General features: G+C 67.2%; 19 protein-coding genes. 15 read left to right on the forward strand and 4 right to left on the reverse strand.

Translation table 11 applies throughout. The annotated features are described in order from the left end of the window. The first annotated feature begins 1 nt into the window (after position 1). On the forward strand, positions 2–973 hold the full coding sequence (locus EPD82_RS07145) for an NAD(P)H-dependent flavin oxidoreductase (RefSeq protein ID WP_141056255.1): 972 nt from the start codon (positions 2–4) through the stop codon (positions 971–973). Position 974: 1 nt separating this feature from the next. Here the strand turns inward: EPD82_RS07145 and EPD82_RS07150 are convergent, their stop codons facing one another. Beyond that, the gene (locus EPD82_RS07150; RefSeq protein ID WP_072247933.1) at positions 975–1,799 is read right to left on the reverse strand and encodes a TerC family protein; all 825 of its coding nucleotides are present in this window, start codon (positions 1,797–1,799) and stop codon (positions 975–977) included. Positions 1,800–1,919: 120 nt separating this feature from the next. Here EPD82_RS07150 and EPD82_RS07155 point away from each other — a divergent pair, with 120 nt between their 5' ends. From EPD82_RS07155 to EPD82_RS07175, 5 genes are all read left to right on the forward strand, one after another. Further along, positions 1,920–2,267 (forward strand): CidA/LrgA family protein, encoded by a 348-nt coding sequence (locus EPD82_RS07155; RefSeq protein ID WP_055423406.1) that lies wholly within the window; start codon positions 1,920–1,922, stop codon positions 2,265–2,267. After that, positions 2,257–2,976, forward strand: a complete 720-nt coding sequence (locus EPD82_RS07160; protein ID WP_176697457.1) for an LrgB family protein — start codon at positions 2,257–2,259, stop codon at positions 2,974–2,976. The genes EPD82_RS07155 and EPD82_RS07160 overlap by 11 nt, the downstream gene beginning before the upstream one ends. Before the next feature lie 79 nt (positions 2,977–3,055). Next, positions 3,056–3,256, forward strand: coding sequence for a DUF4160 domain-containing protein (locus tag EPD82_RS07165; RefSeq protein ID WP_198289016.1), 201 nt, complete (start codon positions 3,056–3,058; stop codon positions 3,254–3,256). 10 nt (positions 3,257–3,266) lie between these two features. Then, positions 3,267–3,527: a DUF2442 domain-containing protein gene (locus EPD82_RS07170; RefSeq protein ID WP_055423386.1), complete on the forward strand. Its 261-nt coding sequence runs from the start codon at positions 3,267–3,269 to the stop codon at positions 3,525–3,527. A 33-nt stretch (positions 3,528–3,560) separates the two neighbouring features. Next, on the forward strand, positions 3,561–3,959 hold the full coding sequence (locus EPD82_RS07175) for an RNA-binding S4 domain-containing protein (protein ID WP_141056256.1): 399 nt from the start codon (positions 3,561–3,563) through the stop codon (positions 3,957–3,959). A gap of 1 nt (position 3,960) precedes the next feature. Here EPD82_RS07175 and EPD82_RS07180 read toward each other — a convergent pair whose 3' ends face one another. Then, entirely contained in the window at positions 3,961–4,383 is a 423-nt protein-coding gene (locus tag EPD82_RS07180) for a hypothetical protein (RefSeq protein WP_141056257.1), read from the reverse strand. 60 nt (positions 4,384–4,443) lie between these two features. Between EPD82_RS07180 and EPD82_RS07185 the strand changes: the two genes are divergently transcribed. From EPD82_RS07185 to yedF, 9 genes are all read left to right on the forward strand, one after another. Then, the gene (locus EPD82_RS07185; protein WP_170210804.1) at positions 4,444–5,145 is read left to right on the forward strand and encodes an AzlC family ABC transporter permease; all 702 of its coding nucleotides are present in this window, start codon (positions 4,444–4,446) and stop codon (positions 5,143–5,145) included. Beyond that, positions 5,124–5,468, forward strand: a complete 345-nt coding sequence (locus tag EPD82_RS07190; protein ID WP_055423382.1) for an AzlD domain-containing protein — start codon at positions 5,124–5,126, stop codon at positions 5,466–5,468. The genes EPD82_RS07185 and EPD82_RS07190 overlap by 22 nt, the downstream gene beginning before the upstream one ends. A 43-nt stretch (positions 5,469–5,511) precedes the next feature. Further along, the gene (thrH, locus tag EPD82_RS07195) at positions 5,512–6,135 is read left to right on the forward strand and encodes a bifunctional phosphoserine phosphatase/homoserine phosphotransferase ThrH (RefSeq protein ID WP_055423381.1); all 624 of its coding nucleotides are present in this window, start codon (positions 5,512–5,514) and stop codon (positions 6,133–6,135) included. Further along, complete coding sequence (gene purU, locus EPD82_RS07200) at positions 6,132–7,007, forward strand: formyltetrahydrofolate deformylase (RefSeq protein ID WP_055423380.1); 876 nt, start codon at positions 6,132–6,134, stop codon at positions 7,005–7,007. The genes thrH and purU overlap by 4 nt, the downstream gene beginning before the upstream one ends. A gap of 155 nt (positions 7,008–7,162) precedes the next feature. Next, on the forward strand, positions 7,163–7,441 hold the full coding sequence (locus EPD82_RS07205; protein WP_055423379.1) for an HU family DNA-binding protein: 279 nt from the start codon (positions 7,163–7,165) through the stop codon (positions 7,439–7,441). A 100-nt stretch (positions 7,442–7,541) separates the two neighbouring features. After that, positions 7,542–8,975 carry a multidrug transporter subunit MdtD gene (gene mdtD / locus EPD82_RS07210; protein ID WP_055423378.1) on the forward strand — a complete coding sequence of 478 codons (1,434 nt, stop codon included), beginning with the start codon at positions 7,542–7,544 and terminating at the stop codon, positions 8,973–8,975. Between the two features lie 286 nt (positions 8,976–9,261). Beyond that, entirely contained in the window at positions 9,262–10,779 is a 1,518-nt protein-coding gene (locus tag EPD82_RS07215; RefSeq protein ID WP_206202231.1) for a DEAD/DEAH box helicase, read from the forward strand. 76 nt (positions 10,780–10,855) lie between these two features. Further along, positions 10,856–12,040, forward strand: a complete 1,185-nt coding sequence (yedE, locus tag EPD82_RS07220; RefSeq protein WP_141056259.1) for a selenium metabolism membrane protein YedE/FdhT — start codon at positions 10,856–10,858, stop codon at positions 12,038–12,040. Beyond that, a complete protein-coding gene (gene yedF / locus EPD82_RS07225; protein WP_055423376.1) occupies positions 12,037–12,291 on the forward strand; it encodes a sulfurtransferase-like selenium metabolism protein YedF in 255 nt (84 codons plus the stop codon). The genes yedE and yedF overlap by 4 nt, the downstream gene beginning before the upstream one ends. Positions 12,292–12,324: 33 nt before the next feature. Here yedF and nusB read toward each other — a convergent pair whose 3' ends face one another. Next, positions 12,325–12,810 carry a transcription antitermination factor NusB gene (gene nusB / locus EPD82_RS07230; protein ID WP_141056260.1) on the reverse strand — a complete coding sequence of 162 codons (486 nt, stop codon included), beginning with the start codon at positions 12,808–12,810 and terminating at the stop codon, positions 12,325–12,327. Beyond that, positions 12,807–13,277, reverse strand: a complete 471-nt coding sequence (gene ribH / locus EPD82_RS07235; protein WP_055423374.1) for a 6,7-dimethyl-8-ribityllumazine synthase — start codon at positions 13,275–13,277, stop codon at positions 12,807–12,809. Before ribH ends, nusB begins: the two co-directional genes overlap by 4 nt. Positions 13,278–13,279 lie beyond the last annotated feature (2 nt).

The following is a 13,279-nucleotide window of genomic DNA, read 5'->3' on the forward strand; positions in this document are numbered from 1 at the left end:
CATGCCCGTTCCCGCCGCCTTCACAGGGCGTTTCCGTGTGCCGGTGATCGCCGCGCCCATGTTCCTCGTCTCCGGTCCCGAGCTCGTCATCGCCTGCTGCACCTCGGGCGTGGCCGGCACCTTCCCTTCGCTCAACGCCCGGCCGGCAAGCGAGCTCGAGGTCTGGCTTTCGCGCATCGAGGAGACGCTGGCGGCCTTCCAGCGCGAGCATCCCGACCGGCCCTGCGGACCCTACGGGGTGAACCTCATCGTGCACCACACCAATTCCCGCCTGCAGGAGGATCTGGCCTGCATCGTGGCGCACCGCGTGCCTTTCGTCATTACCAGCCTGGGTAATCCCAAGGACATCGTGGAGGCGGTGCATGGCTACGGCGGGCTCGTGTTCCACGACGTGATCCGGGCGCGGCACGCGCGCAAGGCGATCGAGGCGGGGGTCGATGGCATCATCGCCGTGTGCGCCGGCGCAGGCGGGCATGCCGGCACGCAGAGCCCTTTCAGCCTGGTGCGCGAGATCCGCGAATTCTGGGAGGGGACCTTGATCCTTGCCGGGGCGATTTCCGACGGCTACGGCGTGCGCGCGGCCGAAGTGCTTGGAGCCGACTTCGCCTATCTCGGCACGCGCTTCATCGCCACGGAGGAGTCGATGGCACCCCAGCCGTACAAGGAGATGCTGCTTCGATCGCGCGCCGATGACGTGGTCTATACCGACGCGATCTCGGGGGTCAATGCCAACTTCCTCTGGCCCAGCCTGGAAGCGGCCGGCCTCACGCCCGAGAAACTGCAGCAGCTCGCGGGCAAGGGGAAGCTGCACGACATCGGCGCGGAAGTGCGCGCCTGGCGCGACGTGTGGAGCGCAGGGCACGGCGTGTCGCTCATCCACGAGGTGGTGCCGACGGCGACGCTCGTGGAGCGGCTCGCGCGCGAATACGAAGCGGCCTGCGCCCTGCCGCGCAGCCCGGCGCTCGCCCGCTGATTCAGCGAGAGGGGCGGGAGGTTTTGCTGGCTTCCCGCTCGGCCGCCGTCGCCGGTTCTTCGCCCCTTTCTTCCTGCGCGAGCGCCGCTTCGAGCGGCGGGTGCAGCTTCACCGGCCGCTGGGCCATCTTCTGCCGCAGGCGGATGTTGAGCATCTCGACGCCGGCCGAGAAGGCCATGGCGAAGTAGACGTAGCCCTTGGGCACGTGCAGGCCGAAGCTCTCGGCAATGAGCAGCACGCCGATCACCACGAGAAAGCTCAGCGCCAGCATCTTGATGGTGGGGTGACGCTCGATGAAGGCGCTGATCGCGCCGGCGGTGAACATCATCACGACCACGGCGACGACGATGGCAGCGATCATCACTGGGATCTGGTTGACGAGCCCCACGGCGGTGATGACCGAGTCGAGCGAGAAGACGATGTCGATGAGGGCGATCTGGGTGACGATGACGGCGAAATTGGCATGTACCCGCGCCACGCCGTGCTCGTCGCTGCCTTCCAGCGCTGCGTGGATCTCCATCGTGCTCTTCCACAGCAGGAAGAGGCCGCCGCCCAGCAGGATCAGGTCGCGCCCGGAAAAGTCGTTCCCCAGCACGGTGAAGAGCGGGTCGGTGAGCCGCATCATCCAGGAGAGCGTGAGCAGCAGCGCGATGCGCGTGCCCATGGCCAGCGCCAGCCCGATGAAGCGGGCCGAGGCCTGGCGCGCCGGCGGCAGGCGCCCGACGAGGATGGCGATCATGATGATGTTGTCGACGCCGAGCACGATCTCGAGCGCGGTGAGGGTGAGGAAGGCGATCCACAAGCCGGGGTCGAGCAGGGCTTCCATGGGCACAGGGTTTCCGCGTGGGGCGATGGTTGCATTATAAATGTTCCCCTTTCGCAGCGGCACCTTTTCGCTAGAATGAGGGGACCGCGGCTCGTAGTGCCGCGTTCGATGGAGTCGATCATGCTGTGGGGTCTCACGGCCTTGCTGGCGTTGCAGCTCGCCGGTGAAGTGGTGGTGCGCTTCTTCCACTGGCCGGTGCCGGGGCCGGTGATGGGCTTGGTGTTCGCGCTCGCGCTCCTCTTTCCGTTGGGGCGGGTGCCCAAACCGGTAGAAGATGCAGGGGGGACGCTGCTGCGCCACCTCTCGCTGCTCTTCGTGCCGGCCGGCGTGGGGGTGGTGGCACACTGGGAGCGCCTGCAGCAGGCTTGGCTGGTGATCGGCGTGGTGTTGCTCGTGAGCACGCTCCTCGGTTTGGCGGTGTCGGCCTGGGTGTTCGAGCGCCTGGCGGGAGGGGAAGATGCCCTTTGAAGCGATCGCACCCTGGCGCGAGCTGTGGGTGTATCTGTCGGCCACGCCGCTCTTCAGCCTGACGATCACGCTGGCGGTGTATCTCGTCTGGGAATGGGTGCATCGGCGGGCCGGTCTGCATCCGCTGCTCAACCCCGTCGCCTGGAGCATCGCCACCCTCGGGGCGCTGCTCTTGGGTTCCGGCCTGCCTTATCCAGCCTATTTCGCCGGGGCGCAGTTCATCCACTTCCTCTTGGGCCCGGCCACCGTGGCCCTGGCGATTCCGATCTTTCACCAGCGCCGCCGCGTAGCGGCGCACGCCAAGGCGGTGGCAGTGGCGCTTCTGGCCGGTTCGGTGACGGCCGCCGGCAGCGCCGTGGCTCTGGGTGCGGCGCTGGGATTGGACGCGACCATGCTGCGCACGCTCGCGCCCAAGTCGGTGACGAGCCCGATCGCCATGGCGGTGAGCGAGCAGATGGGCGGCATCCCGGCGCTCGCGGCGGTGTTCGTCATTGTCACCGGCATCCTCGGTGCGCTCTTCGGGCCGCTGCTCTTCGCGGCGATGCGGGTGCGCTCTTCCGCAGCCAAGGGCCTGGCGCTGGGGGTAGTCGCGCACGGCATCGGCACGGCCCGAGCCATGCAGATCGATCCGGTGGCCGGCGCGTTCGCCGCCCTGGGGATGGGGCTGAACGGGGTGGTGACGGCGGTGGTGTTGCCGTGGCTAGGGTGAGAGGGGAATCGTGCCGACCATCAGCATGTTCTATGGATTGATCGTCCGAATGCTGTATATAGACGTACAGTAGCACCATTTGCCGCACTTGCATGTCGAATATCAGGGCGAAGAGGCGGTGGTGAGCATTCCGGAAGGGGAATTGCTCGAGGGAAGTCTGCCACCGAAAAAATTGCGCATCCTTCAGGCATGGATTGCGATTCACGAAGAAGAACTGATGGCTGATTGGGCGCTGGCGACGCGTGGCGAGCCTGTCTTCCCCATCGATCCGCTGAAGTGAGGAAAACGTCATGGTGCGAGTACGTTCCGTCGAGATCGAGCCGAATTTCCATCTGCGGCTTACCTTTACCAACGGTGAGACACGGTGTTTCGACATGCGCCCCTATCTCGATCTTCCTGTGTTTCGCCGGCTGCGCGATCCGGCGTTCTTTGCCCTGGCGCACGTCGAGTACGGCACCGTGGTCTGGCCGGGGGCAATCGATATCGCCCCCGAAACGCTCTACGAACGTTCTATGGCGGTGGTACGGACGGAGACATCGCATCATGCCTGAATGTAGCCACGCGATTGCGCTGAAAGTAAGTCGATGAGCAAACGGGAAACGGCCGGCGGCGCCGGCGAGCGGGTGCGCCTGGACAAGTGGCTGTGGGCGGCGCGGTTCTTCAAGACGCGCACGCTGGCGCAGGAGGCGATCGAGGGCGGTCACGTCAAGGTGCAGGGGGCGCGGGCCAAGCCCTCGCACGAGGTGAAGCCGGGCGAGCGGCTCACCATCACCATCGGCGAATACGTCTGGGAGATCACGGTAAAGGCGCTGTCGGCGCGCCGCGGGCCGGCGAGCGAGGCGCGGCTCCTCTACGAGGAGGATCCGGCAAGCCTCGCGCGGCGGCAGGAGGCGGTGGCGCGCAAGCGGGAACGGCGCGAGCCGCGCGTGCGCGGGGACGCGGTGGATAAGGCGAAGCTGCGCGCCCTCAAGCGCGGCGGCTGACTCAGGGAGCGGACGCCGGCGCTTCGCTGGCTGCTGGGGCTGGGGGTGCGTTCGGGGCTGCTTCTTTTTCGGTGGCGGGCTGCGTCCCCTCCGCCGTGCCCTGCTTCTCGGCGCGCGCCCGTTCACGGGCCTCTTTTTCCGCCTTCTTGCGCTCGATTTCGATCTGGCGTGCCTGGATTTCGAGCTGACGGGCCTTTTGCAGCATCTCGAGGCGCTTTTCGTGGGCTTCGTCGATGCAGGCGTTGACGAGGAAGCGCTTCTGGCACTCGATGCGGGCGCGGTCGACGATCTCGTCGGCTTCGCGGCGCAGCTGCCGCGCTTCTTCGCGCATGCGCTTGACTTCGTCGTCGGTCGTGGCGACGGTGGCGGCGACGGCGGACAATCCGAGAATGAAAAGGCCGATGAACGCGAGAGAGCGGCTCATGGAAGGATGGGCGACGGAAGAATGCGATATTCTACCCCTTCTTCACGAAAGGGGAACGGGATGCGTGATGGGCCGTGGCTGCGAGGTCTGCGGGACGGGGTTCCCATCGCCCTGGGCTACCTGCCGGTGGGGGTGACCTTCGGGGTGGTGGCCACCCAGCAGGGCATGAGCGCGATGGAAGCCACGCTCACCTCGATCATCGTCTATTCCGGAGCGGCGCAGTTCATGCTGGTGGGGCTGCTCGCGGCAGGAACGCCGATGGCGCTGACCGTCGGCTTGTGCCTGCTGCTCAACGCCCGTCATGCGCTCTACGGCCCGGCGATCGCGGCCTATCTACCGGCAAGCCCCTCGCGTCTGTCCGCTCTGGCTTTCGGGCTCACCGACGAGGTGTTCGCCGTGGCCCTTGGGCGATTACCGGCCCAGCCAGCAGCCCAGCGTCCCCTGTGGCTTGCCGGGGTAGAGGCCATGGCCTACGCGTCGTGGGTAGGCGCGAGCGCGGCCGGAGCGCTCGCCGGCGACTGGATCCGCAGCCATCTGCCGCTGCTCGCCGAATCTTTGCCGATCGCCCTGTCGGCCCTCTTCCTCGTCCTGCTGCTGCCCCATGCCCATGCGGGACGGCGCGGGGCGATTCTGGTGACGGTGGGCGTGGCCGCTGCCTTCGCCTTGGCGCAGCACGCGGCGCCAGGGTTGCTGCTCGCCGCGGTGCTCGGCGCGCTCTTGGCAGGAATCGGGGAGGTGCGATGCGCACGGAAATCCTCTTGATGCTGGTGGCGATCGGCCTGGGGACCTATGCTCTGCGCGCCTTGCCCCTCATCGGGGCGCGCCGGCTCGACCCGGCGGGCAAGGTGTTTCGCACCCTGCAACTCCTGGGGCCGATGCTCATCGCCGCCTTGCTGGGGGTGTCGGTGATCGGCGACGTGCGCGGTCATGGAGCGGGCGGTTGGCTGCCGGAACTGCTCGGCCTGGGAGCGACGCTGGCGGTGCAACGCCGCTTCGGTGGCTTCGTCGCGCCCATTCTCGCCGGCGTGGCGGCCTGCGCGCTCGGTTTGGCCCTGCTGCGCTCGTGGGGTGCCGGAATCGGGTAGAATGCCCCGCTGTCACGCGCTTTGCGGGTAGCCGGGAGTGGCCATGGAACTCGTCTGTCTCGATGTCGAAGGGGTGCTGATCCCCGAGATCTGGATCGCGTTCGCCGAGCGCACGGGGATCGCCGAATTCCGGCGTACCACGCGCGACGAGCCCGATTACGACAAGCTCATGCGCTATCGGCTGGCGCTCTTGGAGCGTCATGGCCTGCGCCTGCCGGACATCGAGGCGGTGATCGCTTCGATGACGCCGCTGCCCGGCGCCAAGGCTTTTCTGGATGCGCTGCGCGAGCGCTACCAGGTGATCCTGCTCTCCGACACTTTCCAGGAATTCGCGCGCCCGCTGATGCGCCAGCTCGGCTGGCCCACCCTGTTCTGCCATTCGCTGGAAGTGGACGACGCCGGCCGCGTGGTGGATTACCGCCTGCGCCTGCCCAATCAGAAACAAGAGGCGGTGCGTCACCTCAAGGCGCTCAATTTCCGCGTCGTGGCCGCCGGGGATTCGTACAACGACACGACCATGCTCGGCGAAGCGCACGCCGGCATCCTCTTTCGCGCCCCAGAGAACGTCGTGCGCGAATTCCCGCAGTTTCCCCACGTCACCGACTACGCCGCCCTGCGCACCCTCATCGACGAATCCTTCGCCCGCCTGCGGGAGCCGGCGCGATGAGCAAGGAGCGGCACTATACGCTCACCGCCTCCTGCCCCGACCGCGTCGGGCTGGTGGCCAAGGTGGCCAGCTTCATCGCCGAGCACGGCGGCTGGATCCTCGAAACCAACCTGCACGCCGAGCCGCCCGGGCCGCTGGCGCCCAGCGGCCGTTTCTTCATGCGCTTCGAGATCCGCGCCGACAGCATCCCGCTCTTGTTGACCGAATTGCGCGAACGCTTCGCCCCGCTGGCCGAGTCGCTGGAGATGGACTGGCGCATCAGCGACTCGGCGGTGAAGAAGCGCGTCGTCATCCTCGTCTCACGCCAGGAACACTGCCTCTATGACCTCCTGTCGCGCTGGCACAGCGGCGAGCTCGACGTGGAGATCCCCTGCGTGATCTCGAATCACGAAGACTTGCGTGGCTTCGTCGAATGGCACGGCATCCCTTTTCTGCACGTGCCGGTGACGCCGGACAACAGGCCGGCGGCCTTCGCCGAGATCCGACGCCTCTTCGAGGAAGTGGGCGGCGACGTGATGGTGCTCGCGCGCTACATGCAGATCCTGCCTCCCGAGCTGTGCCGTGCCTACCCGGCGCGCATCATCAATATCCACCACAGTTTCCTGCCCAGCTTCGTCGGAGCGCGGCCCTACCACCAGGCGTGGGAGCGGGGGGTGAAACTCATCGGGGCTACCTGCCACTACGTCACCGAGGAGCTCGACCAAGGGCCGATCATCGAGCAGGACGTCATCCGCGTCGATCATTCGGATACGGTGGACGACATGGTGCGCTACGGCAAGGACATCGAGAAGACGGTGCTCTCGCGCGGGTTGCGCTATCACCTCGAGGATCGGGTGTTGGTCCACGGCAACAAAACCATCGTGTTTCGCTGAGCTCGGCATCAGGCGCGGGATTTGTGCCGCGCGGCTTGACGCAAGGTGGAGGTTTTACGGCAGAATAGCGCATACGTACGGAGGGGGCCCGACGCCGGCATGGTTCGCCGCGCCGCGGGGCGTTTGATTTTCCATCAACGATAGCGAGGTTTGCGATGAACAAAGGTGAATTCGTCGAAGCATTGGCCGATGCGCTGGGATCCAGCCGCGCCGAGGCCGAGCGGGCGCTCAACGCGGTATTGGAGCTGATCGCCGAGCGTCTGGAGAAAGGCGAGAAAGTGGTGTTCACCGGCTTTGGCTCCTTCGAAGTGACCGAGCGGGGGGCGCGCACCGGCCGTAACCCGCAAACGGGTGCAACCATCCAGATCCCGGCCACCAAGGCGCCGAAATTCTCGCCCGGTGCGGCGCTGAAGAAACGCATCGCCGGCAAGTGATACCCGCTGCGCGGCTCGTCCGCGCTCGGGGGCCTGCGGCGTGTGTGTCCGCAGGCTCTGGACGACCCCGCCGCGGGTCGTCTTTTTTTCAGGGGTTGCCGTGACGACTGCGCTCGATCCGCGCACTGCCCGCCTCATTCCTTGGATCGTCGCCTCGGCATTCTTCATGCAGACGCTCGACGGCACGATCCTCAACACCGCGCTGCCGGCGATGGCCGCATCGCTGGGCGAGAGCCCCTTGCGCATGCAGGCGGCGGTCATCTCCTACCTGCTGACGGTCGCGCTGCTCACGCCGCTCTCCGGCTGGCTCGCCGACCGTTTCGGCCCGCACCGCGTCTTCATCGTCGCCATCTTCCTCTTTTGCCTCGGGTCGCTTGCCTGTGCGCTTGCGCCCTCGCTTTCCTGGCTCGCGGCTGGACGCGTGGTGCAGGGTGGAGGTGGGGCCTTGATGATGCCGGTGGGGCGGCTCATCATCCTGCGCGGCTACCCTCGTCGGGAGCTGGTGCGCGTGCTCTCCTTCGTGACGATCCCCGGACTGGTGGGGCCGCTCATCGGCCCCACGCTCGGCGGCTGGCTCGTCGAATACGCCAGCTGGCACTGGATCTTCCTCATCAACCTGCCCGTGGGGGCGGTCGGAGCGTGGGCAGCGCATCGCTGGCTGCCGCGGCTCATCCCCGTGGCGCGCGCACCCTTCGACGTGTGGGGGTTCGTGCTGATGGGCGCCTCCATGGTGACGATTTCGCTGGCGCTGGAGGGACTGGGAGAGCTGGCCTTTGCCCATGCGAAAGTAATGCTCCTGCTGGTGGCGGGGCTCGCCTGCCTTGCGGGGTACTGGCTGCATGCCGCACGTCATCCGAGTCCACTCTTCAGCCTGCGGCTCTTCCGCACTCCCACCTTTGCCGTCGGCATTCTTGGCAATCTCTTCGCGCGCCTGGGCAGCGGCGCCATGCCTTTCCTCGTGCCGCTCTTCCTGCAGGTGGGCTTGGGCTACAGCGCGGCGGTCGCCGGCATGACCATGATCCCGATGGCGGCGGCGGCGATCGCGGCCAAGGCCGTCGGCACGTCCTTGATCGCCCGTTTCGGCTATCGCCGGGTTCTCCTCGTCAACACCGCCTTGCTGGGGCTGTCGATGATGGCCTTTGCGCTGATCGACCCTGCACGGCCCGTGGCGCTCCTCTATGCCCTGCTCGTTGTTTTCGGCGCCATCAATTCCCTGCAATTCACGGCCATGAACACGCTCACGCTCATCGATCTGGCGCCGGAGCAGGCGGGCAGCGGCAACGGACTACTTTCGGTGGTGCAGCAGCTGGCGATGAGCCTGGGGGTGGCGGTGGCCGCGGCCTTGCTGGGCGGTTTCACCAGTCAGCACGGGGGTATGCCGGAGGCGGGTACGACGCTGGCAGCGTTTCACGCGACCTTCCTGTGCGTGGGTACTCTCACCTTGCTCTCGGGGCTCGTCTTCCTGCAGCTCGGCCCTGACGAGGGACGGCCGGGCGAGCTTCCCCGGTCGGACGAGTCGATCGGCGAAGGGTGAGATTTTTCTTGCGTCAGGAAGCAAGGTGCGCTATGATTGTAAAAGTTGTGCCACACAGTCGATGGAATCTCACCGGATCTTCCGATCCGCTTCTCCTGGGGACTGTCGCCACAGCCCCGTCGCGCTTGCGTGAATCTTCGTCGCGCTGCTCCTGATGCCGTATGCCACGGCAGCCTCGGTCTTTTGTTTCCGGGTTTCGGGCGAGCGCCCGCGCATTCGACGGTAACTCGCCGTGCCGCTGCCTTGTCGCGGCGGAAACGGCCTTTCCGACTCCGAAACTGGAATCATGATGACCGAAACCAACGTATCGACTCCTTCCCTTTCCTTCGCCGATCTGGGCCTGCCGGAGGCGCTCGTCGCCGCGGTGGCGCAAAGCGGCTACACGACGCCCACCGAAGTGCAGGCGCGCGCCATCCCGGCCGTGCTCGCCGGGGCCGACCTGCTCGCCTCCTCGCACACCGGCAGCGGCAAGACCGCGGCCTTCGCCCTGCCGCTCTTGGCGCGCCTGGCGCTGCCACGGCGCCACTCTGGGCACGGGGCTCGAGTGCTGGTGCTCACGCCCACCCGTGAGCTCGCACAGCAGGTGGAGAAATCCTTCCGCACTTACGGCCGCGGCCTGCGGCGCCTGAAGACCGTGGTGCTGGTGGGCGGCATGCCCTTCGGCCCGCAGCGGCGCGACCTCTCCGGCCCGGTGGACGTGATCGTGGCTACGCCCGGCCGCCTGATGGATCACATGCAGCAAAGAACCGTGTCGCTCGATGGCATCGAATCCTTGGTGCTCGACGAGGCCGACCGCATGCTCGACATGGGCTTCATCGACGATATCCGCGCCATCGCCGAATCCTTGCCCGCTTCGCGCCAGACGCTGCTCTTCTCCGCCACGCTCGACGGCGTGGTGGGGCGGCTCGCGCTCTCGCTCACGCATGAGCCGCAGCGCATCGAGATCACCACGACGCCGGTGCAGGAAGCCAAGATCGAGGAGCGGCTCATGCTCATCGATGGCTTCGAGCACAAGCATCGCCTGCTGGAAAAGATCCTGGGCGACGGCGAGCTGCAGCAGGCGGTGGTCTTCACGGCGACGAAGCGCAGCGCCGAGGAGCTCACCGAACGCATGATCGGCTGGGGCGTGCGCGCTGCGGCCTTGCACGGTGACATGACGCAGCGCGCGCGCACGCGCACGCTCGACCGGCTGCGCCGCGGCGAAGTGCAGGTGCTGGTGGCCACCGACGTGGCGGCGCGCGGCATCGACGTGGCAGGTATCTCCCACGTGATCAATTTCGATCCGCCGCGCCAGGCCGAGGACTACGTGCATCGCATCGGCCGTACCGGCCGCGCGGGGCGCAGCGGCGTGGCGATCACCCTCACGCACCCCAACGAGATGCGCACCATCGGCGCGATCGAGCGCTTCACCGGTAGGCGCTTGGCCGAGCACGTGATCGAGGGGCTGGAACCGCGCGCACCGCGCCGTCCGGCCGGTGCGGGGCGTGGGGGGTTCGAGGGTTCGCGCGGGGGCAAACCCTCCGGTCCGCGCACCCCGGCGCCGCGGCGCAGCGAGGATTCGCCCCGTCGTTGGGGCGATTCCCCCCGCAGCCACGAAGGCCGGCAGGAGCGAGCGGCGGCACCGCGCGCGTACGGCGAGACGGCGCCGCGCTCGGAGTTCGAGCGCCGGGTGCGGGGCGACGACGGCGATCGTCGCACCTTGGGCGTATCCGGCGAGCGCAAGCCGCGTAGCAGCTGGGGCAATAAGGACCACCATCCCCAGCGCGACGGCGAAGGCTGGGGACGCCGCCGCCGCGATCGCTGAGCACGCGACCCTCGCTTGCGGCGAAGGCTGGGGGCGCTAGAATAGAGCCCTTCTCCCTCGGGAAGGGGATGCCCTCATGTCTTCGCTGCGCCAGCAGTTCTTCGTCCGTTTCTGGCCGCCGATCCCCACGCTCGTCGCGTTGGGGGTCGCTTCGGCCTATTATTTTGCCCTCACCGGAACCTTCTGGGCCGTTACTGGCGAGTTCACCCGCTGGGGAGGCCACGTGCTCGCCTGGTTCGGTCTGAGGCCGCAGGAATGGAGTTACTTCAAACTGCTGGGATTGGAGGGCACGCCGCTCGATCGCGTCGACGGCGTGATGGTGCTCGGCATGTTCCTCGGGGCGCTGTGCTGCGCCCTGTGGGCGGGCAACGTGGGTCTGCGCCGCCCCACCAGCCTGCGCCGGCTCATGCAGGGGCTCATGGGCGGGATCATCGCCGGCTTCGGGGCGCGTCTGGCGATGGGCTGCAACCTCGCGGCCTTCTTCACCGGCATTCCCATGTTCTCGGTGCACGCCTGGGCCTTCATGTTTTCCACCGTCTTGGGGGCCTGGCTCGGCGTGAAGATCACCCTCTTGCCTTTTCTGCGCCATTCCCTGCGCGTGCAGGCCGGAGGCTCGACCCTGCCCGACCCGGAAGCGCTCGCGCAGCGAACCGAGCGGCAATGGCGCCTGGGCTGGGGCTTGCTCGCGCTCTCCTTGGCCCTGGCGGCCTGGCGCTTCGAAGCCTCGCTCGCGCTGGGGATGGCCTTTCTCTTCGGCCTGGCCTTCGGCGGCCTGATCGAACGGGGGCAGATCTGTTTTACCAGCGCCGCGCGCGACCTGTGGACCACCGGCCGCACCAAGGTCGCCTATGGCATTTTGCTGGGCATGGCCGCCGCCTGCATTGGCACGTTTGCGGCGATCCGGCTTGGCGTGGCGCCCAAGATCTTCTGGATGGGCCCGAACGCAGTGGTGGGCGGTGTGCTCTTCGGCCTGGGTATCGTGCTCGCCGGCGGCTGCGAGACGGGCTGGATGTACCGGGCGATGGAAGGGCAGATGCATTTCTGGGTGGTGGGTGTCGGCAACGTGATCGGGGGAACGCTCGTGGCCGCTTTCTGGGACGAACTGGGCGGTGCGCTCGCCCTGCCTTATCCCAAGCTGAACCTGCTGGAGCTCTTCGGCCCCGTGGGTGGGCTCCTCGTCACCTATCTCGGTCTGGCGTTATCGCTCGCCCTCGTCGCCGCCAATGCCCGGCGGTTCTCTCATGCAAGGAAAACCCGATGAATACCGAACGCAAACCCGATCTCTCGCTCGACCTGCGTGGCGAGCATTGTCCCTACAACGCCATCGCCACCCTCGAGACCCTGCGCACCATGCAGCCGGGGCAACTCCTGGAGGTAGTGACCGATTGTTCGCAGTCCTTCCATGGCATCCCCGAAGATGCCACCCGCCATGGCTACCATTGCCTAGCGGTGGAGCAGCATGGGCCGCTCTTTCGCTTCCTCATCGAGGTGCCGGCGCCCGACGCTGGGTGAAGCCGGTCTGGGTGGGGCAATGCTTCTGCCCGATCAGCGGCTGGGGGTACGCGCGGCGCGCACTTCGTCGGGGCGCAGCGCCGCGGCGTACTTGTCGAGCACGCCGTTGATGAACTTATGCCCGTCGGTGCCGCCGTAGCGCTTGGTGAGCTCGATCGCCTCATTGAGGATCACCTTGTAGGCGGTCTCGGGGTGGGCGTGCAGTTCCACGGCGGCGATGAGCAGCACCGCATGTTCCACCGGCGAGAGCTCCTCGACGCGCCGGCGCAGGAAGGGGGTGAGTTCCGCGCGCCAGAGATCGGCGCGGGAGACGGCGCCGCGCAGCAGCTCCAGCATCAGCTCGTGGTCTGCCCCGGGAAAGTCTTCGTCGTGGGCGAGCTGTGCCTCGATCTGGGCGAGCGGGTTGTCGGACAAGAGCCACTGGTAGGTGCCTTTGAGGGCGAGCTCACGGGCGAGCCGCCGGCGCTGGCGGCGCGGGGCGCGGTCTTCTTCGGTGGGGGCGAGAAATTCTTCGTTCATCGGATCGCTTTGCACAGGTTGGCCATTTCCACTGCGGCGCGGGCGCAGTCGCGTCCTTTTTCGCTCATGCGGGCGAGCGCCTGTTCGTCGGTGTCGGTGGTAAGTACGCCGTTGGCGATCGGCAGCCCCAGATCGAGCGCGACGCGGGTGATGCCGGCGCCCATCTCGTTGGAGACGAGCTCGAAGTGGTAGGTTTCGCCGCGGATCACGGCGCCGAGCGCGATGAGCGCATCGAACCGCCCCGTGCGGCCGAAGGTCTGCAGGGCGAGCGGCAGTTCGAGCGCGCCGGGGACGGTGGCCAGGCGCAGGTCGGCCGGATCCACGCCGAGGCGGCGCAGTTCGGCGACGCAGGCCGACAGCAGCCCTTCGCCCACGTCCTGGTTGAAACGGCTCATCACCACCGCGATGCGCAGGCCCCGGCCGTCGAGGTTTTCATCATATTCGAAGAGGTCGTCGTAACGGGCCATGG

It is taken from the genome of Tepidiphilus succinatimandens (assembly GCF_006503695.1).
In the GTDB taxonomy this organism is placed as follows: Bacteria; Pseudomonadota; Gammaproteobacteria; order Burkholderiales; family Rhodocyclaceae; genus Tepidiphilus; species Tepidiphilus succinatimandens.